Here is a 20637-nt window from a genome sequence, read left to right as displayed (position 1 = left end):
GCTAAAATTTTTAATTTGAAAGGTTCGCTGTAACGTCTAATTACTTTGTCATTTTTGTACATAATGTTTAAAATTATGTAGCCTTTATTCCGGACGACTCAAAATTATGCACAACGTTGTTGTATATGGTTTGTTGCGTGTTTCAAGCAACTAATTTAGTAAATAATTACCGACCAAGAAAGTCCGCGAGGACTTTCGCAAGTGAGCAAGAAGCCAGCAATAAATTATATACGGTGTTAGTGGCAGTTTTTATTATATTTGTCTAACTAAAGATTCAGAGTAGCTCAGTTAGTTAGAGCGTCTGCTTCATTTGCAGAAGGTCGGGGGTGCGATTCCCCCCTTTCTTTATTTGATACCCTAATAAGTACTCGGTTACTTGATTTCACCGAGACTTAGGAACTATCCACCCCCAAATTTTATTAATTATTCTCTAGTGGAGGTAAAGGGAGTCGCTTCTTTATGGACTTAACTCATTAGGTTGTCTTTGAGCGCCATTTAATATTTTTGTAGAACTACCATCACATCTTTCAAATAGTTCATTTCTCCAATCTATATTATTGATAATTTCTGAATTATTCAGCTCTCGACCTAAAAGATATCTTTTTTGTTTATGAACAACACCAAAATCTTTACCATTAAATTTATTAAATAAGCCAACTAATTGTGGAGCTCCTCCGCATTGTAAATCTTTTATATCTAATAAAGTGTGACAAAGCCCTTGGAATAGTGCTCTACTTGTTTTTCCACTATTACCTTTTAAGTACTCCAAGTATCTATCAAAAAATTCGTTTTTTCCACTACCTAAAACAATTACCTTATCAGAGACACTTGGAATGTCTTTACTCGTTTTACTCCAACCATTTAATCTTGACCATTTAAAAATATTACATATAAAATCCTCTTCGTTGTCTCTTGAAACATGTATTATTTCAAGAGTTGAATTCATGACAGATGATGGATATTCTTTAAATTTACTCTGCAATTCTTTATAGATTAAATTTGACCTATCATTTGCATTCGTATTTGGAGGAAATAAAATTGAATTTTTCTCCATATCTAGAATTTGATTTATAGTCATAATAGGATACATAACATCCCCACAATACCCTAAGATATCGGGTGAATTAGAAAAAGCAAAAACTTTCTGACCATAGTCGTATTTGGTATTCTTGTCCCAAGATATTCGGCTGTCACTAGCAATATAAAAACTCGAAATTTTTCTAGAATCTCTTCCTACCCAACTCAAAAGTAATGTCATTATTCTGTATTTTTTTTTAAATTGCCACTAACGTTTATGTGTAAGGAACGTTGCGGTTTTGTGTGCGAGGATTTTCCGCAGGAAAATCAGAGTTAGCAAAAGAGCAACAACCTTTCGGTTTAACTAAAATAAGTAATGTTTTTTACACGGTGTTGTATGCAGTTTTATTTAGGAATAATATCAACCTTTGTTCCGTCACTGTAAATTATAGCAGAAACACTATAAACACTTCGTGCTCCGATTATTATATCTCCTTCGCTATTCATTTTCTGTCTAGTTTCTAAATCACAAATTATTTTAGTCCCATTTGAAAAACTTAAATTTTTTGAAGCAATCATTTTTTTAAAATTCTTATCTTTTAAAGTAAATGAAATATCTTTATCATTATAAATCGCTTTCCATTTAGATTTATTTTCTGTTAGCACGGGAGAAACGATTTCAATAGTAGTTTGTTCTTGATAATCATCTTCAATTGAGGCTTCGTCAATAATAAAATCTTCAAAATCTTGCCTAGAAACAATTTTTTCAGAAGAAATTGGTTGATATTGATAATTTAATCTTTGAGTGGAAACTTTTTGAATTTTACTTTCTTTTTTTATGTTTTTATAAAAGTTAGATTTAGATATTTTAACCTTATTTTTTTCTGAAATGTAGATTGAAACATCTTTTATTAATTGGCTGTTTTCATCATAAATATAGTTTTCATTGGTTTCAGCTAATTCGTTTTTCAATTTCTCAATTTCTAAAGTAATTTTTTCTTTTTTTAATTGTTCGAATTCTGCATCTGTTTTAATGTTTTCTGATACAACATCCGATATGACTGTTCCAGCAATATTCGCTAAGAAGATACCTATAACTACAGCTTTTTCTCTTGATTTATTTTTAACAAGAAATTTATAAATGGCTTTTATTCCACCTTCTTCAAGAGCTTGAGTTTCCGTTACTATCTGTACACCAAGAGTAGTTGAAATTTCATCAAAAATTTTTAAAATTTCATCTTCTGCTTTGTTTAGTATCAAAGCATTCATAGAATGACTGTTTTCTTCTAAATAATAATGAATTTGTAGTAATTCAGGGTTGCTAACATTCATATTTTTCTTATGGTTTTTTGAATTCTAAAAGTTTGGGTTAATAGTTTATTAAGGATAGATATTCTTTCAGTTATAAAACTAATTTCGATTTTTAGGTAATTGCATACAACGTGATTGTGTATGGTTAGTTGCGGTTTTGTATGCGAGGATTTTCCAAAGGAAAATCAGACGTAACAAAAGCACAACGACCTTTGCTTAAGCACTAAAATAGCAATTTTTTATACACGTTGTTCTACACAGTAGTTTTTTTAATAGTTTTAATCATTCCGCTAATTCCGTTTTTTATATTCAGATTTTGAGTAAGCAAATCCGTAAAGATTTTCAATTCCGCAAACTTGCTAAATTCCGCAAGAGTAATTTCAGCGTTCAGTTCCGATTTTCGCAACGTTTATAAATTCCGTTTGCGTGAGAAATCCATAAAGTTGCTCAAAAATCCGTTCTGCTTTTTATTCCGCTTTTGAGTAAAATTCTGCAAGATTTATTTCAGGTTATAATTGTCAAATTCCGATATTTTTCAATTCCGCATTGCTTGCGTTTGAGTGCGTTCCGCTATTGTGTAGAACTTGTTTGTGTATGGTTAGTTGCGTGGTTAAGCAACTAAGTTAATAAACATTTACGAACCCGTGAAAATTCCGCAGGAATTTTCGCAAGTAAGCCAGAACAAAGCAATTAATTATACACGGTGTTGGCAGTAGTTATTTCTTTTTTGCTTTCGCTTGTTCTTCTTTTGCTTTAATTTCAATTCGTACTTTTTCTATTCTATCGCTTATTATTTTCGACGTATTTTTCAAGTCTTCCAAAGTGTCATTTATACTTCTTCCTTCAAGTTGGTTTACCGTTTCTTTAAATACACTATAATAAGATGATAGAGTGTTCAATGTTTGCTCATTTTGCATTTTCATAGCACTCAAAGCTCCTATATCTCCAATATTGTCAATTCTATCAATTGTTGTTTTGTCAATATTTCTATCTCTTCTCTTTAAAAAGTTTGTTACATCATCGTATTCTTTCCAACTCTCTACTATTTGAATGTGGCTTGAATGTTCTTCAATTATCTTTTCTATTTCTTCTCTTTCATTTTTTGGGCAACATATTACTTTAATTGCAGATAATGGAAAAGTCATTCCTGATTCACTTGGGCATCTCCATTCTCTTTCCCACATAAAACCTTGACTTCTTGTGTCTTCAAGTAAAGGAAATAGTAAAGGCTTTATTTTGGATATTAAAGGCTTTAAATCTTGAATTTCTCCGTTATTGTCTGAAATAACAAATGAATCGTCGTTAATTTTGTTACAAAGATTTAGAAGTTCTCTATTAGTTTCTGTTTCTAAATATACTACAGGTCTAACATTTCTATGTTGTACGAGGTCAGTTTTAGAAAAACCAATTCCAAACTGTTGGTCAGATTCCCATCTGTTAAAACTACGATATCTAAAAAAATCTAAAGCAAATAAAGGAGATTCTGTAAAACAAACTACATTAGAATTATAATACCCTTGACTTCCATTAAAGGTAGGAACGACAGATTTTAAGAATACTTGCCCTTCAGCGACTTCTACACCCTCATTTGCATTTTCTCCCTTTAAAATACTTATCAGTTGATTTCTACCTGTCATATGAATCAAGAAAGGTGATAAATCAGGTTTTTCTATTGAAGAAAGTTTAAAAGTCGGAGTTTCTATTCTGTAGTTTCTCCAAGTAATTCCTGAACCTGGTCCTGGTAAATTCATATTTTCGATTTAGTTCTAATTACTGCCAACTTGTTTATATGAATAATTGAATACACTATAACCTACCAAAATGGGTTGGATAACGATGGTTTTTTAATTTGGTATTCATAACTTATTATTCTTGTGTTTTTTGTTAATTACTAGAGCAATATAATAACTTTCTTACAATGTGTCGAAAGGATTTTTAATATCCTTTAAATTAGTTGATGTAACGTGCGTATAAATCATGGTTGTTTTAGGGCTGTTGTGTCCTAAAAGTTCTTGAATATACCTAATATCAGTTCCACTTTCTAATAAGTGAGTTGCAAAACTATGGCGCAAGGTATGTAGCGTAGCATATTTTTTAATTTCGGCCTTATGTAATGACTTTTTTAAAACTTGTCTAGCACTTACTTGCGTATATGGTTCTTGGTTTCTGCCTTCAAACAAGTAATGTTTTGGGCTGTAATGATCAAGGTATGTATGCAGGATAGGTATAATACTAGTTGATAATAAGGTGTATCTATCTTTTTTTCCTTTGGCAGCCTTAATATGTATTAATCCTCGATCATAATCAATAGCATTTAACTGCAAAGCAAGAGCCTCTCCAATGCGTAAACCCGCTGAATACAATAAACTTAATAAGGTTTTGTGTTTTAGGTTTTTGGTGCAATCTAATAAGGTTTTAACTTCCATTTTGCTTAATACATTTGGGAGTTTCTTATCTTTATCTGGACGTTTAATATCTAAAGCCTCAATATCAATTCCTTTAAAAGTAAAATAATGTTTAATACCACTGATGCATTGATTTTGAAAGGATACAGACTTTCTAGCCTTAAAAATATAATCGTAATTAAACTGTTCGATGGTGCGTGTAGAGAATACTTCAACCTGTTTAAGTTGCATATAGCGTAAAAATAGAGTTGTTACCTCTACATAGGTATTTACTGTATTAGGGCTAAACCGTTTTTGTTCTAACCACCGTTTAAATTTATTCAGTGCTGTAACCTTCTCGATATGCAATGTTGGTAATTTTAGTGTCCGATAAGAGACTTTGTCTTCAGCCTGTAGTGAGGTTTCTGGAAGCGATTTAAACTGATTGTAATTTACATACCAACTATGTTTTCTGAAATATTTAAATAGATCTGATATGGCATTATTGTAATAGGGAACAAAATAAGTGTTATAAGTATTACTATATCTCACGTTGGGAAACGATTTAACATAAAGTTCAACCTCATTCGTATCTTCAAATGATATTGCTATAAGTTTATTTTGCTGATGCCAAAGCGGTTTAAGGGTAATTGTTATCATCAGTTTTTTATTAAAAATAAAGAACATTTATAATTTTATCGTATATTAATCGAATAGTATTCGTTTAATATTCAGGTAATTATGGGGTGTTTGTAAAAAATTGTAAATATTGTGGTGAAAATTTGAGAGGGCGGTCAGACAAATTGTTTTGCGATCTGCATTGTAAAAGTGCCTATCATTATAGAAGTGCTTTAGAGAACGAACCACGTTTTTTTAATCAGGTAGATAATCAACTAAAACAAAATCGACGGATTTTAAAAAGCTACAATAAGGCAGGAAAAGCAACTGTTAGAGTTCAGGTATTAGAACAACAAGGTTTTAATCCTAAATTTTTCACTCATTATTGGAAAAATAACAAAGGCGATGTGTACTTGTTTGTTTACGAATATGGTTTTCTTAAGCGGAAAGAACAACATATCGAAAAATATATTTTGGTACATTGGCAGGATTACATGAATTCATAGAGATGTTATTAATGCTTGTTTTTTATAAAGAGCTTATCCCACTCAGCCCATTCCCTCTACATTCCGCGAAAAGCTCCATTTCGGGAAAAGCGCTTCATTAAAAAAGTCTTGAACATAACGTTAAGGCTTACGGATTCCATTTCACTTGCTTGTTAATTCCTGAGAAAAACCGGGAAGCAATCAAACTCCACTACAGCCTTAACATTACGTTCGCTTGGCATCCTACTTCAGGAAGATGATTCATTTATAGAACCCACATAGCCCATTCCCACTACATGCCGCGAAAAGCTCCATTTCGGGAAAAGCGCTTCCTTAAAAAAGTCTTGAACACAACGTTAAGGCTTCCGTCTTCCATTTCACTTGCTTGCTAATTCCCGAGAAAAGCGGGAAGCAATCAAACTCCATTACAGCCTACAGCATTAACGTTACGTTCGCTTGGCATCCTACTAGTTTAAAAAGATTTGTTTCATAACCTGGTTAGCACATTTCCACTTCATTTCACGAAAAAGTTACATTTCGGAAAAAGAGCTTACCTACATAAGTCTTGAACACAATCCCCAATTTTAGCTTTTCATTGCGTTACCCTTCCTGCTACGCCAGGAAGGACTCTCCATTCCAGAGCGAAAATGGTGAATAGCGTTCGCTAAATCGGAATTTAATTCTTCATTTGGTACCGTTTCCAATGTATTTGTATTTCACGAAAGACTTTAGACTTACACCCAGACCCTCACAATTACTTCCCTTTTTTCGATAGCAAAATACCAACATTTTGAAGTTGAACGGACTGCATAACCGGTCGTACCTCCCTTTTATAAGTCCTTATCAATTTGAAATATTGAAACTGTATAAGCAACAAAAAAAGGTAACAGTAAGGGCACTATGGGAAGTAAATCTAAAATGAATCTTATGAAATCAGACAAAAACATACAAAAGGAAGCGGCACCAAAAAAAACAAAAAAGGAAAACGCTCAGGATATAATAAGTAAATCATTTAAAAAAATATAAACACAAGCTGTCTGAATAGTTCGGATGGTAATTTAATTAATATTTAAATCTTTTTATTATGAGTAGTATCAAAAATCACGTACAGTTAATTGGAAACATTGGACAAGATCCAACAATCACCAATCTTGAAAACGGTAAAAAAGTAGCCCGATTTTCATTAGCCACGAATGAGCATTTCAAAAATGCTAAAGGCGAAAAGCAAACTGAAACTTCTTGGCATGCTATAGTTGCTTGGGGAAGTATAGCTGAAATCATTGAAAAATTTACCTCAAAAGGTAAGGAAGTAGCAATAACTGGCAAGCTAAAAACTAGAAGTTATACTTCTAAAGACGAGCAAACGCATTACATCACAGAGGTAGTTGCAAATGACATTTTATTATTGGGTTCTAAGCCTGATAAAGCCTAAAATTTCAATTAAAAAAAAGAGGGTGAACCTTCCGCAGTAAAACCCTCTTTTAATTTTTTAACCTTTAAAATACTTTGAAAATGAGCACTAAAGTTAACATATTAGAAGAAGGATTACAACAATTTCACGGATCGATGGAATGTTTTAAAATCCCATTGATTAATACCCGGTATACAGAAGGTATTCAATATTTAGCCGAACATGGGCAATGTCATTGGTTAATCACAGACGCATCAATTATAGGAAAACAATTGATGAAAAAAGCCTATTTTATAACTATCGATTTTAAACGGTTATCTGAAGCCGATCAAAAGCAAAAAGGGTATGAAGCAGAAATTATTTACACAGATGGGAATGATACTGTTTTAGATATGCAGACCTATCGCATTACAGATTTTCCACTTCAAAAAATACGGTTATATTTTATAGATAACATGTTAATGTTGCCTGGAGAATATTAAAATTTGTAGCCATTAATTTTATGATTTAAAAGGAACATCTCTAAAAATTTGGAGGTGTTTTTCTATGTGATTAATTTTCAATTGATAAAAATAGTGTATCTTTAAAGTGCTGAATTTCAGAACTAAATTTAGTTTACGGTTATCTCAATTCTACTTTCGCCGAGAACCGTTTTCATCAAAAATATTAACCTATTGGAAATTTGTTTTCCTAAAAGGGCAATTGGCTTTTTTAAGCAAATTGTAAGGAATTTTGTTCGCCTGGGGCGAACGAAAAGGAGTAGCAAGAGGGTAACACGCATAGCGATGTTATGGACTCCTTTTCTGTTTTAAAACACTGACAATCAGTTGTTTGAAAATATTTTAATTTCTTGACTCTCAGCAATTTGCGACAAATGGCTTGCGAACGCCTAGTTTTAGGGAAGAATTTGCGACAAATCGGCGAATTATGGACTCATTTACTGGTATTAGATTCAAAAAGGAAACAGCTAAACGTTTTCAAGAATTTTCAAGAACGCATTTCAAATCGCACACAGAGGCGATGTCTTCTATGCTTGATTTTTTCTTCTATAATGAAATCTCTCCAAAAGAAACATTTGGGCCTACAGGGCGTACCATTGAAGCTTCTCTGAAGAAACGTATTAATGCGGTAATCGCGATTATGCGTGATATGGAAAAGACACAAACCAAACCCACAGTTGCGATGATGGAGTTGTTATTTCAAAACGAGGACCTTACTCAGAATCCATCGCATTCAAGTATGAATTTTAAAGAAGAAAAGAAGGAAGTACGCTTTAAAGAAAAGCTTAATCTAAACAAAGAACTCTAAAACTTGAAGCTATGTATATAACCATTACACCTCAAAAAGTAGGAGGGACGTATTCACAAAGTTCAGCAGATTTTGTGGGCTATTTAGAGAAAGAAAATCAAGGCCTGGAGCAAGAAGATTTGGAACACTTTTTTAATCAGTATGGAGATGAAATTTCAGCAGAGGATGTTATCAGAGATATTGATGGAAATGGCGCAAAACTTAAAAAGACAGAACCCAAATTTTATTCTATTACGGTTAGTCCTTCAAAATATGAATTAAAGAAGATAGCGCAAAGTTCAGTCGATTTAAAAACATATACTCGGGAGATCATGAAAGATTATGTGGGCTCTTTTAATCGTGAAATCAATGGAAAACCGATAACGATTAACGATATAAAATACTATGCTAAAATTGAACACCAAAGAACATTTAAAGGTACAGATAAAGCGGTAAAAGAAAATCAACCCTATGCCTCAAGAATACTAGATCTTAAAACTAATATTCGAAAAATAGAGGAAGGACGGTTAGAAGGAAATATCCCCAGAATGAAAGCTGAAATTTTAAAACTAGAACAAGCAGCTCCTCATCAATTAGATGGCAAACGTATTGTTCAAGGTATGGCAAAAGGCGGAGATCAAACGCATATTCATATTATCGTGAGTCGAAAGGATGCCTCAAATACATTTAGTCTTTCACCAGGAAGTAAATATAAAGCATCAGAAACAGAGATGCATGGTAAAACGGTAAAACGTGGTTTTGATCGTGATGGATTCTTTAAAAATGCGGAAAAACGATTTGATACTTTATATGGCTATCAGCGGAATTTTGCAGAAACCTATACCGCGAGAAATAATTTTAAAAACCATCCGAAACTGTATTTCGCGGCGCTTATGAAATTACCGACTAATGAAAAAGCAATAGCCTTAAAAATAATGAGAGCAGGTAATATTCCTATGCTACCAAGTATTCCTGTTACTCCAAATAAACTGGCTATAAAACTATTTAATAAATTACGGAAAGGCGCGGAGGTCGCAATAAAATCAAGCTCAATCGGAATTTAAAACTAAAATAATGTTGCAGGAAAATGAGAACATATGGGTATGGGTATCAATTTTAGTTTGTGTGATCTTTTATGTAATGTATAGATTCAGTAAATATGCTTTTATTATCAATTTTCTGATGTTAGGCACCTATGTATTTGCATTAAGTTCAACAATGCATTGGGTTTTTATAATGCTGTATATTAGTTGTCCGCTTATTTTAATAAATGTCGTGATGTATGTGTTTTTGCATAATACGGATCAGCCAAAGAATCAAAACATAAGGTATCAAATCAATTTTGAAACGACTAGTGGGAATTTTAAACTAGACAACATAAAGCGTGGTGCTTCGGTAATAGGATCTGCGGGAAGTGGTAAGACAGAAAGTGTAGTCTATGGTATTTTAAAACATTTCAGTCAAGCAAAGTTCTGTGGTATTATCCATGATTACAAAGATTTTGAACTTACAGAAATGGCTTATCCATTATTTAAGGATAGTGGTATACCTTTTAAAATTATCTCTTTTGATAAAATTGTACATCGTGTAAATCCAATAGCACCTCGGTATTTGGAAAACGAAGAAAGCGTAAACGAAATTTCTAGAGTTTTAATTGAAAATTTATTGGAACAACGCGAATCTGGAGCTTCGGGTACTACAAAGTTTTTTAATGATGCGGCAGAAGGCTTGATTGGAGGCTTGATTTGGAAATTAAAAACGGACTATCCAAAATACTGTACACTACCGCATTTAATTGCGATTTACCAGCATATCGATACGGAAAGCCTCATTGCGTTTTTAGAAACGAATACAACTTCTAGAGCGATGGCGGATGCATTTATAAGTGGAAAGGATTCCGAGCGTCAAACAGCTGGTGTAAAAAGTACATTAGCAAATGCATTAAAACGCATTAGTACCCAGCGTATTTTTATGGCTTTATCTGCAGATGAAGTCCCTCTAAATATTAATAGTTCAGAAAATCCCTGTGTGATTTCGGTGGTAAATAATCCCAAATTTGAAACCTCTTATTCTCCAGTTATTGCAGCTATTGTGCATACCATCACCAAGCAAATGAGTGTTCGGAATTCAGAACCTTCTTTTTTATTGATGGAAGAAGCTCCAACAATTCGCCTATTAAATATGCATCGCATTCCGGCGACTTTAAGAAGTTATAACATCTCCACCATTTATGTGATGCAAGACAAGATCCAAAACGATATGATGTATGGTGATAAAGCAAGTAAAGCAATTTTGAGTAACCTATCGTATCAGTTTTTTGGAAAAGTTAATGATCCCGATACTGCTAAATATTACGAACGTTTTTTTGAAATTATTAAAGACCCAACCAAAAGTGTAAGTCGTGGTCATAATCTTGATTTTGACACTCGAGTAACTACAGGAGAAAAGGAGATTCCTAAAATAAGAGCTGATGTGTTTTTCAGACTGAAACAGGGTGAGTTTATCACCTATGCAGACGGTAAGGATAAAAAAGTACAGTTCACATTACAGCAAATTAAAAAGGAGCTTCCCCAGGATATCAAGGTGTATTCAGATGAAGAAATTGCTCAGAATTTTGAGCGTATTTATGAAGATGTGAGATTTTTGTTTCAAGGGTGAAATAATATGGGAAATCAAATGTTGGTAATATAAAGTTCGGTTCTCAACCTCTATGTAGCCAATGGAAGCTGAGGCAAGAACGTTTATCTCCAAGGAACTCTGCACATATCGATGATATTATTCGGGTTAGGGTGTAGTTTAAATGTTTTTACAACGGTTTTGTGGAATTGGAATTAAAAAGCCGTCATGTGATTGCTTACATAAAAATACAAAATTAATATAATAAGAAGGAGGATAAAATATTGTTAGATTTAATTGATAGCAACAACTTCTTTTTAATTTAAAATATATCTGCAAAAAAAATATAATACCTACCCGTTGTGCATTTAGGCTATATTAATTTTCAAATTATTAATATTTCTATTAAAGTAAAATTTATTGATGAATTGAATTATCGTCATTGCTGTTATTTTGGATAGTATTTTGGTTTTAAACCCATGAAAAGATTTAGCATAATTCCTACGAATCATGAACTGATCACAAAGTTGTGAGAATAACGTTTCAATTCTTTTTCTAGACTTTCTAAAAACATACGGTTGTTTCTTGAAATTTTGTTGATTTTTACGCATTGGAACTTCAATTTTGATATTACTATTTGTGAATAAATCAAGTTGATATTTAGAAGACAAATATCCTTTAAACAATGAATATCATCAACGGAAGCTTTAGATAAATCAAAGTTTCCTATGACTCCGTTAACCGAACAAACTGAATGTAGTTTATAGCCAAAATATGACATAGACTGACTAATACAGTAGCCTCTATTTGGACTGTTTCAAATGATTCTCTACATATTTTACTTCGAGATGCTCTTGATAATTTACAGACTTCCAAAGGCATACTATCGACAATAAAATAGTCTTCAAATTCTTGGAAATAGGCTATCATCTTTTTACGAATTTGGTCCTGAGCATAAAATAATTTACGCTTTCTTCGATTATAAACAGAACGTTCTATTTTATGAACCAATGAGGACGGTAAAATTCTAAATAATTGAGATTCGCTATCTATACCCATATATTCAGAGGTTAGATTTGTAGAAATCAATTCTTTATCTGATAATTTAGGTTTGCGTGTTTGAACTAAAAAAGAATTTCTTGGTTCAATGCTATTTAATACTTGAAGAATTTTGTCGTAATTTGCTTGAAAGTTGTGCATTTTAAAATTGTTGTGTGGTAACTACAGTTTGCTATTATTTAACAGGTTGTACAACTTTTTTATACTATCATCCTAAATGCACAACGGGTTATATATAAATGAAAGAGTAATAAACATGACTATACTAATAAGATATTCAGTGATTTACAGTCATAAGAGAAGGTAAGCATGTAAACTACCTAATTAATTAAAAAACGACCTAAACATAGCTCCAGATAAGTTTATAACTATTCACTACGATTTGAACTTTACAGTAGTAATTGAATGATGCATTCATTTGTAGAATTTACTTAGCTATAGCTTTCTAAATATCATTATATTAGAATTGAATTATTTGCCAGACTAGTATTATACTTTCTCTTCTTAGGTAGATAAGTTTGTTCTACAATTACTAGATCTTATTGTAAGGATGCATCAACAAAACCATAAATCTATAAAATCAGTTTTACCTTTAGCTTCGTGCTTATTTTTATTAAATTTGAAATTCCCAACATGTTTTATTGATGCTAAGAATTCTTATTTTCATTTTTTTTATTAACTACTATTTTGGTTATGCTCAAACGTCTTCAGAAGTTTTAATCGACAGTTTAAGTTTAACTCAGGATAAATTAAAAAAAATAGAATTGTGTAAAACAGTTGCTGTGGAACTTGCAGATAGTGATTGGGAAAAGGCGGTTGAATATTTAGACTTTGCAGAAAGTGAAGCTCTAGAAACTAAACAATCTGATTTCAATTTAGCCTCTGTATATGTTGCAAAAGCAGAATTGTTTGCCTCGAAAGATTTACTGGATTTATCTTTGGATTATTTCATGAAAGCGCATGAAATTTATAACACCCTAAATAAAGTGGTCGAAATTATTAAGGTCGAACACTACTTGGCTTTAATTTATGCTCAATTTAATAATGAAGAAAAGGCGCTCCAATACTTTTCCAAAATATATAATTATCAAATTAAAAATAATGATTCCATTAAAATGGTCGAGATTTTAAATAATATCGGAACGTTATATTTAAAAAAAGATTTAGACTCTTCTTTGAGTTATTTCAATAAAGGGATGCACATTGTTAGTAAGCTGAAGGATAACAGATTATTAGGATATGTTACAATTAACTTGGCTAGAGTGTACGGCTTAAAAGGAGATACGTTATGTGCAAATATGTATTTCGCTAAAAGTAAGGCTCTAATTCAAAACTCTCCTAATAAAGGACTTAAGCTATTTTCGTTTACATCTTATTCTAAATATTGTTTGCAAGAAAAACAATATGACAGTGCGATTTACTACGCCCAAAAAGCACTCGAATTAAATTCAGAAAATAAATATAGTTTCAGTAATCAAAATAGTACGAGTATTTTATCACAAGCTTACGAGAATAAAGGGGATTATAAAAGTGCAGTACAATATTTCAAGCTATATGACGAGATTAGAGATAGTCTAAATGTAGAAGAAAAGGCTGTTAATTTAGAACGGCTAAAATTAGCCCAGGAATATAAAATTCGTTCTAAAATAAATGCTTTAGAAGAAGGAAAAAAACGGTTTAAATTATACATCGCAGGTTTAATGCTTATAGTAGGTTCTTTAGTATTAAGTATTTTATTAATTAAATATAGAAATAGGAATATTAAAGGCCAGTTAGAAAAAGAAAAGCTTAAGATTAAGCAGCAAGATTTGAATGAACACTTAGATTTTAAAAATAAGGAGCTTATCGGTAAAGCCATAACAGAAATTCATCGTAAAGAAATTTATAGTGAAATATTAAAAGACTTAAAATCTATTAAATTAAAGGCTGTTAAAAAAGACACACAGCAATCTATAGATTTAGTTTTACAACGACTTCAAAAAGATATGAACTCCGATATCTGGAAAGAATTTGAATTGAGTTTTGAACAAGTTCATAAATCTTTTTTCGAAAGATTAACTATAAATCACCCATCTTTAACACCTAAAGATCGTAGACTTTGTGCACTTCTATTTTTGGATTTATCGACTAAAGAAATTGCTCAAATAACAGGACAATCTCTTAAAACTATTGAAAATTCACGTACTAGACTCCGAAATAAATTGGAGTTAACTAATGAAAAAGTGAATCTATCTAGCTATCTGAATAGTCTATCAGTAAATTAAATACAACTTTTTCAAAACCTATAAACATATGATTTTTAGCACACTAATTGTGTTTGAGGTGGTAGTGTAGTGGTTGTTTTTAACACTGTGAGTGTTTTTGTAATAGCACATTTCTTTTCGAATATTGGCTTGCATCATAAATTAGTCTAAAATGTAAATCAACCATACCATGAATCGTAACGAAAAAACAATTAAAGTTCAGAATTTAGAATTAATTTTGAAGAATACCTTTTTAAATAATAAAGTAATATTAAACATAAGGGAAAAAATAGGTTCAATATTATGTTTAGCCTTTGCTTTAACATTATTTAATTGTGGTTCTACTACAACCGCAACAACTCAGAATACCACGGCAACGACCACCACTACAACGGTAGAAGCTAAAGACACCGATATTAGCGACAATTTAGATTTAGAGGCTGTTGCTTCTGTGTTTGGGGAGTCTAAAGATTTAGAAGATTTCGAAAAAAGATTAAACAATCCCGAGACTAAAATTTCTAATTTAGATTTAAACGAAGACGGTAAAGTAGATTACTTAAGAGTTTTAAGTTCAGACAAAGGCGATGAAAAAGTAATAACAATTCAATCTGTTTTAGCTAAAGATAAATTTCAAGATGTAGCGACTATAGATGTTAAGAAAGAAAATACGAATGTTCAGGTCATTGGGAATTCTAGTATCTATGGACCAAACTACTATATTTATCCTGTATATGGAGTTAATCCGTTAATTATGGATTGGTTTTGGGGACCGTATTATTCGCCTTGGATTTCTCCTTTTTATTGGGGGTTTTACCCACCATATTTCCGTCCATGGGGACCATTCTCTCCTTATGCATATCATAATAATATAATTATACATGTGAATACTAAAAATGTGTATCATCATACTAATTTTGACCATCATCATGGTAACGTGGATAATAATCATAACAGGAATGACCATTTTTCAAACGGTGCTAAAAAAACCTTTCAACAACGAAATCCAGGAAACTATAATAAGCATAGCTTAGATTTAAATCGTGGAGGTACGTTTACAAGATCTAATTTTGGAGGTGGATTTCATGGAGGTGGAGGTTTTAGGAGATAATAACTTTATACAACCATTACTTTATTTCTATTTAAAAGGGTGTACCTATTGACTTTAAATACCAAATTCTTATCATATCCATCTAAATTATTTCTTTAAAAGGAACTTTTTAATTTATCTTAAATATGTTAAGAAAAACTTAAAATAGAAGTGTCTTTAATCACGATAATTCAAAAAATAAAAGATTTTTAATGATAAATATTTTTTTAATCAATTGATTATTAAGTTCTTTAATGGAATTGTTTTTTTTGTATTTCAAAAGTAATGCATGTTTTTAATGCGGATCAATCAATAACTATCAACCAATAACCAATTATGAAACTAACGCTATTAAGAGTAATCGTGTTATCTGTATTTTGTCTTGTAACATCAAATTCTTTTGCTCAAGACGCAACCAAATCAACTAAAAAAGAAGCCAAAGAAGCAAAGAAAGCAGCTAAAAAAGCTAAGAAGGAAGCTCCGCCGGAAAAAGGAACTATATACTTTTCGCCAGTACCAGTTATTGGTGCTAATCCTGCCTTTGGATTTATATATGGAGCTGGTGCTTCTGTGAGTGGTTTTCTGGGTGAACCTGAAACGACAAAAATTTCGAATGCCTTATTAGGTGTTGCATTTACCACTAAAAGTCAAACCATTATCACATTAAAATCTACCATTTATGGAGAAGATAATAATTTTATCGCATTAGGAGATATTAGATATTTACAATCTTCTCAACCCACTTGGGGATTGGGAACGGGGCCGCAAACGTCTAAACTAGCTTCAAATGATTTTGGTTTCGATGATGGTTCTATAGAAGGAAATTCTGAAGCAGATATGCTAGAGTTTAATTTCTTCCGTTTTTATCAAACCTATTTAAAGAAAGTGAGTGATAAAGGCTTTTATGTTGGTTTAGGATTACGCCTAGATTTCTTTAGTAAATTTCAAGACCAACTATTAGACCTAGACGCTGAAACCCCAGTAATTACACCATTCTACGCTTACAACGAGCATTACGGATTTGATCAAGATAAAAGTTCCTTAGTCGGACTATCTTTAAATGGAGTGTTAGACACAAGAGATAATGTAAACAATCCGTATAAAGGACGTTATGCTATGGCTACATTTACAGTAAATCCAGAATTTTTAGGGAGCGACCAAAGTTCAACTCAATTGTGGTTAGAATATCGCGATTATATTAATATTAAGGAAACCAATAACGATATCATTGCAATTTGGTCTTATGCTAATCTTACAACTTCGGGAGATTTACCTTATATGAATTTACCTGCAATTGGGTGGGACCAATATTCTAAATCTGGAGAGCCGTATTCTCAAGGTCGTTTCCGCGGTCAAAATCTGTTATACTTAGGTGCAGAATATAGAAAACATCTTTATGGTTCTAAGAAAAACGACAGATTGCTAGGTATGGTGGTTTACGGTAACCTAACAACTGCAAGTGCAAAACAAAGTGACATTGGCTTATTAGAATATATAGAACCAGGTTATGGTTTGGGCTTACGTGTAAACATTAGTAAAAAAGCAAGAACAAATATTGGGATCGATTACGGATGGGGAAGTTATGGCTCTAAAGGGTTGTTTTTACGTCTAAACGAAAATTTCTAATACAATAATTATAACTAACCAATACTAATTATGAAAAATTATTTAAGTCTTTTAACAGGAGTTGCTGTATTATTTGCAGTATCGTGTTCCGACAAAAAGGAGACTCTACCTACAGAAACATCTACCAATCAAACGACAAGCGGAGCTGTATTACCTTTTCCTGCGACGCCTATGGCTAGCGTGACTACAGCAAATATGAAGGACGCAAAAATGAAATGGCCGGATGAACCACAACGCTTGCCTAAAGATGCGCCGAATGTTTTATTAGTACTTCTAGACGATGTAGGTTTCGGTATTTCTGAAACTATGGGAGGTGAAATTCATACTCCTAACTTCGATAGAATTGCTAAAGAAGGATTGTTATACAATACCTTTCATACCACGTCTATTTGTTCGCCAACACGTGCGGCCTTACTTACGGGGAGAAATCATACTCGCGTGAGTTCTGGAACAATTGCCGAGCGTGCCGTGGCTTTCGATGGTTACACCGGAATTATTCCTAAAACAGCAGCAACCATTCCGGAAATTTTAAAAGAATACGGGTACCATACATCTGCTTTCGGAAAATGGCACAACACTCCAGCTACAGAAACAACCATGATGGGACCTAAAAACCATTGGCCAAATGCTTATGGTTTCGAACATTTTTATGGTTTTTTAGGTGGAGAAACCTCTCAGTGGGAACCGCGTTTAACACTTAATTACGATCATATAGAACCGCCTCACGACGAGGATTATCATTTAACCGAAGACTTAGCAAAACAAGCTTTGAATTGGATAGATAACAGTCGTGCATTTTCTCCAGACAAACCATTTTTTATGTACTGGGCTCCTGGAGGGGTTCATGGGCCACAGCACGTTGCTAGTGAATGGGCAGATAAATACAAAGGTAAATTTGACGATGGTTGGGACGCCTACAGAGAACGTGTTTTTAAACGTCAGCTTGAGATGGGAATTATTCCAAAAGGTACAACATTAACGCCTCGTGATAGTACTTTAAACGGATGGGCAGATATTCCAGAAGACCAGCGTGCATTTCAAATTAGGTTAATGGAAGTTTTTGCAGGTTTTGTAGAACATACAGATACACAGGTGGGTAAAATACTTGACGGATTAGAAGACCGTGGTTTAAAAGAGAATACCATTGTTATTTATATTTTCGGGGATAATGGTTCTAGTGCCGAAGGACAGAATGGTTCCATTTCAGAATTATTGGCTCAAAACAATATTCCTAATACTGTGGAGCAACAAATTGCTGCTTTAGAGAAAGTAGGTGGTATCGATGCTTTAGGTTCCCCTCATACAGATAATATGTATCATGCAGGATGGGCATGGGCAGGAAGTACACCTTTTAAAGGAACAAAATTAATGGGAAGCTATTTTGGAGGGACCCGTAACCCCATGGCTATCTCTTGGCCAAAAGGTATTAAGCACGACGGTGCAATACGCACGCAGTTTCATCACGTTATAGATATTGCACCTACTCTATATACTATTTTAGGGATTCCTCACCCTGAAGAAGTTCATGGCTATAAGCAACAAAAAATGGATGGGATTAGTTTAGCATATACCTTTAATGATGCAACGGCGAATGGACAAAAGGAAGAACAGTTTTTCGATAATAATGCCAGCCGAGCAATTTATAAAGACGGATGGATGGCCTCTACTTTTGGTCCGTTAATTCCTTGGAATACGCCTGCTTCGGTAAGCCGCATTAAGAATTGGGACATGGATAATGATGTTTGGGAGTTATATAAACTAGACGACGATTTTTCTCAAGCTCATGATTTAGCAAAAGAAAATCCTGAAAAATTAGAAGCTCTTAAAAAAGACTTTTTAGCTTTAGCAGAAGATAATAAAGATTTTCCAATAGGTGCAGGAAACTGGTTACGTACACATCCAAAAGATATTCGTAAACCACCCTACAAAGAGTGGAATTTTAGCCAAACTACACAGCGTATGCCTGAATTTAATGCTCCTGGTATTGGTAGAGAAAACAATACGGTAACTGTAGATTTGGAAATAGGAAACAAAGCTAATGGTGTGCTGTATTGTGTTGGTGGTGCTGGTGGAGGTATTACCCTTTATATGGAAAATGGTATCTTAAAATATGAGTATAATATGTTGCTTATTGAAAATTATTCAGGGCAAAGTGCTCAGCCACTTGCAAAGGGTAAACATAAACTAGTGATTAATACGCAAGTCAAAGGTCCAGCACAAGCAGGAACAGTCAATATTAGTGTAGATGGGAATGAGGTTATGAATGTGTCTTTAAACCGTACCGTACCATTGGCATTTACTGCTACCGAAACGTTCGATGTTGGCGTAGATTTAGGCTCGCCAGTTTCTTACGATTACTATAAAAAGCGTCCGTTTAAATTTGATGGGATTATTGAAAATGTCCACGTTAAATTAAATTAAGATTGAAACAACAAAAACGATGTATCTCTGGATACATCGTTTTTATTTTATATAAATAATTAATTACATGAGATTTAAAATACTAAAACTAGTCGTTTTTACCATAGTGTTTAGCAGTATAAATAAAGGGTTTTCTCAAGCTGAAACACCCACCACCTTTTTTATGCCTCCTAAAGATTTAATGGCTGTTAATATTCAGTATTTAAACTTAGAATCTAATTTATCACCATCTCAGGATGTGGTGTTGGCTAGTGGTACTATTAATGTAGATGCGTTTATAGTGCCATTTTTATATTCGTTTAATATCGACGGTCGTATTGCTCAAATTTTAGTAACACCTACCTACGGAAGTATGACAGGTACTGCAGATATTTCGAGATTATCGGAAGGACTTCCTGAAGACATTCCTAATGAATTTGAATTTATCAATAAATCGGGTTTCATGGACTCTAGTGTGTGGTTGCGAGTAGGATTACTAAATGCTCCCGCTTTGGATTTAGCCGATTTTAGTCAGTATAATGCCAAATTTCAAATGTATGCCCTTGTTGGGTTTACTGCTCCTACGGGGGAATATAATCAAGGTCGGCGTGTTAATTTAGGAGCCAATCGTTGGGCATTCCGTTTAGGTTTACCTATGGTTTTAGCTTTGAATGAAAACAAAAAAGCATCAGCTCATTGGGAAATAAATCCAAATTTATATCTGTACACTAATAATAACAAACCTTTTGCAGGTGAAACAAAAAGACAGACGCCATTATTTGTATTAAATCAGCATGTGTCAAAATATTTCATGCCAAAATTATGGGGTTCAGTTGATTTAGGCTACCAATATGGTGGAGTTTCTCAAATCGACGATTTACCAAAAGGTGAAATAATCAATCAGTTGGCAGGAGGTATTTCTCTAGGATATAGTGTTACTAGCGCTATTAAAATACAGAGTAGTTATGGTCGTATTTGGTTTAATGAAAGTAACGGACATATGTTTCGCTTTTTAGCAACCATGACCATTCCATCTAAATCCGATCGCGAGATGCTTGCAAAAATGAAACAAAATAAATAACTCATAAACTAA

16 protein-coding genes, 1 tRNA gene and 1 pseudogene are annotated in these 20637 nt (G+C 33.0%); 13 read left to right on the top strand and 5 right to left on the bottom strand.

What is annotated here, in order from left to right:
• The first annotated feature begins 268 nt into the window (after positions 1–268).
• A tRNA-Met gene (locus ACFFVB_RS08530) sits at positions 269–348 on the top strand.
• Between the two features lie 109 nt (positions 349–457).
• Here the strand turns inward: ACFFVB_RS08530 and ACFFVB_RS08525 are convergent.
• The 4 genes from ACFFVB_RS08525 to ACFFVB_RS08510 all read right to left on the bottom strand — a co-directional run bounded on the left by ACFFVB_RS08525 (position 458) and on the right by ACFFVB_RS08510 (position 5372).
• Positions 458–1258, bottom strand: coding sequence for a hypothetical protein (locus ACFFVB_RS08525; protein ID WP_382382300.1), 801 nt, complete (start codon positions 1256–1258; stop codon positions 458–460).
• A 164-nt stretch (positions 1259–1422) separates the two neighbouring features.
• Positions 1423–2349 carry a hypothetical protein gene (locus tag ACFFVB_RS08520; protein WP_382382299.1) on the bottom strand — a complete coding sequence of 309 codons (927 nt, stop codon included), beginning with the start codon at positions 2347–2349 and terminating at the stop codon, positions 1423–1425.
• A 695-nt stretch (positions 2350–3044) separates the two neighbouring features.
• The gene (locus ACFFVB_RS08515; protein WP_382382298.1) at positions 3045–4079 is read right to left on the bottom strand and encodes a hypothetical protein; all 1035 of its coding nucleotides are present in this window, start codon (positions 4077–4079) and stop codon (positions 3045–3047) included.
• Positions 4080–4241: 162 nt separating this feature from the next.
• On the bottom strand, positions 4242–5372 hold the full coding sequence (locus tag ACFFVB_RS08510) for a tyrosine-type recombinase/integrase (RefSeq protein WP_382382297.1): 1131 nt from the start codon (positions 5370–5372) through the stop codon (positions 4242–4244).
• A gap of 122 nt (positions 5373–5494) precedes the next feature.
• On the opposite strand from ACFFVB_RS08510, the gene ACFFVB_RS08505 reads away from it, so the two are divergent.
• The 7 genes from ACFFVB_RS08505 (at position 5495) to ACFFVB_RS08475 (ending at position 11308) form a co-directional block, all read left to right on the top strand.
• Positions 5495–5836: a hypothetical protein gene (locus ACFFVB_RS08505; protein WP_253256268.1), complete on the top strand. Its 342-nt coding sequence runs from the start codon at positions 5495–5497 to the stop codon at positions 5834–5836.
• A gap of 1063 nt (positions 5837–6899) precedes the next feature.
• On the top strand, positions 6900–7247 hold the full coding sequence (locus tag ACFFVB_RS08500) for a single-stranded DNA-binding protein (protein ID WP_382382296.1): 348 nt from the start codon (positions 6900–6902) through the stop codon (positions 7245–7247).
• A gap of 80 nt (positions 7248–7327) precedes the next feature.
• Complete coding sequence (locus ACFFVB_RS08495; protein ID WP_382382295.1) at positions 7328–7708, top strand: DUF6876 family protein; 381 nt, start codon at positions 7328–7330, stop codon at positions 7706–7708.
• A gap of 445 nt (positions 7709–8153) precedes the next feature.
• On the top strand, positions 8154–8534 hold the full coding sequence (locus ACFFVB_RS08490; protein ID WP_382382294.1) for a BfmA/BtgA family mobilization protein: 381 nt from the start codon (positions 8154–8156) through the stop codon (positions 8532–8534).
• 11 nt (positions 8535–8545) lie between these two features.
• On the top strand, positions 8546–9577 hold the full coding sequence (mobB, locus tag ACFFVB_RS08485; protein WP_382382293.1) for a MobB family relaxase: 1032 nt from the start codon (positions 8546–8548) through the stop codon (positions 9575–9577).
• A 76-nt stretch (positions 9578–9653) separates the two neighbouring features.
• The gene (locus ACFFVB_RS08480) at positions 9654–11171 is read left to right on the top strand and encodes a type IV secretory system conjugative DNA transfer family protein (RefSeq protein ID WP_382382304.1); all 1518 of its coding nucleotides are present in this window, start codon (positions 9654–9656) and stop codon (positions 11169–11171) included.
• 29 nt (positions 11172–11200) lie between these two features.
• Complete coding sequence (locus tag ACFFVB_RS08475) at positions 11201–11308, top strand: DUF4113 domain-containing protein (protein ID WP_382382303.1); 108 nt, start codon at positions 11201–11203, stop codon at positions 11306–11308.
• Between the two features lie 189 nt (positions 11309–11497).
• Here ACFFVB_RS08475 and ACFFVB_RS08470 read toward each other — a convergent pair.
• Positions 11498–12329: pseudogene (locus ACFFVB_RS08470) on the bottom strand (transposase).
• A gap of 503 nt (positions 12330–12832) precedes the next feature.
• Here ACFFVB_RS08470 and ACFFVB_RS08465 point away from each other — a divergent pair.
• The 5 genes from ACFFVB_RS08465 to ACFFVB_RS08445 all read left to right on the top strand — a co-directional run bounded on the left by ACFFVB_RS08465 (position 12833) and on the right by ACFFVB_RS08445 (position 20625).
• Positions 12833–14452: a tetratricopeptide repeat protein gene (locus ACFFVB_RS08465; RefSeq protein WP_382382292.1), complete on the top strand. Its 1620-nt coding sequence runs from the start codon at positions 12833–12835 to the stop codon at positions 14450–14452.
• Between the two features lie 169 nt (positions 14453–14621).
• Entirely contained in the window at positions 14622–15539 is a 918-nt protein-coding gene (locus ACFFVB_RS08460) for a hypothetical protein (protein WP_382382291.1), read from the top strand.
• A 315-nt stretch (positions 15540–15854) separates the two neighbouring features.
• Positions 15855–17144: a BamA/TamA family outer membrane protein gene (locus ACFFVB_RS08455; RefSeq protein WP_382382290.1), complete on the top strand. Its 1290-nt coding sequence runs from the start codon at positions 15855–15857 to the stop codon at positions 17142–17144.
• 30 nt (positions 17145–17174) lie between these two features.
• Entirely contained in the window at positions 17175–19565 is a 2391-nt protein-coding gene (locus ACFFVB_RS08450; RefSeq protein ID WP_382382289.1) for an arylsulfatase, read from the top strand.
• 67 nt (positions 19566–19632) lie between these two features.
• On the top strand, positions 19633–20625 hold the full coding sequence (locus tag ACFFVB_RS08445; RefSeq protein WP_382382288.1) for a transporter: 993 nt from the start codon (positions 19633–19635) through the stop codon (positions 20623–20625).
• Positions 20626–20637: the final 12 nt, after the last annotated feature.

This window comes from Formosa undariae (assembly GCF_042427615.1).
In the GTDB taxonomy this organism is placed as follows: domain Bacteria; phylum Bacteroidota; class Bacteroidia; order Flavobacteriales; family Flavobacteriaceae; genus Formosa; species Formosa undariae.
Note: the sequence above shows the minus strand (reverse complement) of the source record. Positions and strands in the feature narration are given on the sequence as shown.

Coding starts and splice junctions, on each gene's coding strand:
- ACFFVB_RS08525 (WP_382382300.1), bottom strand. CDS start 1,258: ATGACATTACTTTTGAGTTGGGTAGGAAGAGATTCTAGAAAAATTTCG.
- ACFFVB_RS08520 (WP_382382299.1), bottom strand. CDS start 2,349: ATGAATGTTAGCAACCCTGAATTACTACAAATTCATTATTATTTAGAA.
- ACFFVB_RS08515 (WP_382382298.1), bottom strand. CDS start 4,079: ATGAATTTACCAGGACCAGGTTCAGGAATTACTTGGAGAAACTACAGA.
- ACFFVB_RS08510 (WP_382382297.1), bottom strand. CDS start 5,372: ATGATAACAATTACCCTTAAACCGCTTTGGCATCAGCAAAATAAACTT.
- ACFFVB_RS08500 (WP_382382296.1), top strand. CDS start 6,900: ATGAGTAGTATCAAAAATCACGTACAGTTAATTGGAAACATTGGACAA.
- ACFFVB_RS08495 (WP_382382295.1), top strand. CDS start 7,328: ATGAGCACTAAAGTTAACATATTAGAAGAAGGATTACAACAATTTCAC.
- ACFFVB_RS08490 (WP_382382294.1), top strand. CDS start 8,154: ATGGACTCATTTACTGGTATTAGATTCAAAAAGGAAACAGCTAAACGT.
- mobB (WP_382382293.1), top strand. CDS start 8,546: ATGTATATAACCATTACACCTCAAAAAGTAGGAGGGACGTATTCACAA.
- ACFFVB_RS08480 (WP_382382304.1), top strand. CDS start 9,654: ATGTATAGATTCAGTAAATATGCTTTTATTATCAATTTTCTGATGTTA.
- ACFFVB_RS08465 (WP_382382292.1), top strand. CDS start 12,833: ATGCTAAGAATTCTTATTTTCATTTTTTTTATTAACTACTATTTTGGT.
- ACFFVB_RS08460 (WP_382382291.1), top strand. CDS start 14,622: ATGAATCGTAACGAAAAAACAATTAAAGTTCAGAATTTAGAATTAATT.
- ACFFVB_RS08455 (WP_382382290.1), top strand. CDS start 15,855: ATGAAACTAACGCTATTAAGAGTAATCGTGTTATCTGTATTTTGTCTT.
- ACFFVB_RS08450 (WP_382382289.1), top strand. CDS start 17,175: ATGAAAAATTATTTAAGTCTTTTAACAGGAGTTGCTGTATTATTTGCA.
- ACFFVB_RS08445 (WP_382382288.1), top strand. CDS start 19,633: ATGAGATTTAAAATACTAAAACTAGTCGTTTTTACCATAGTGTTTAGC.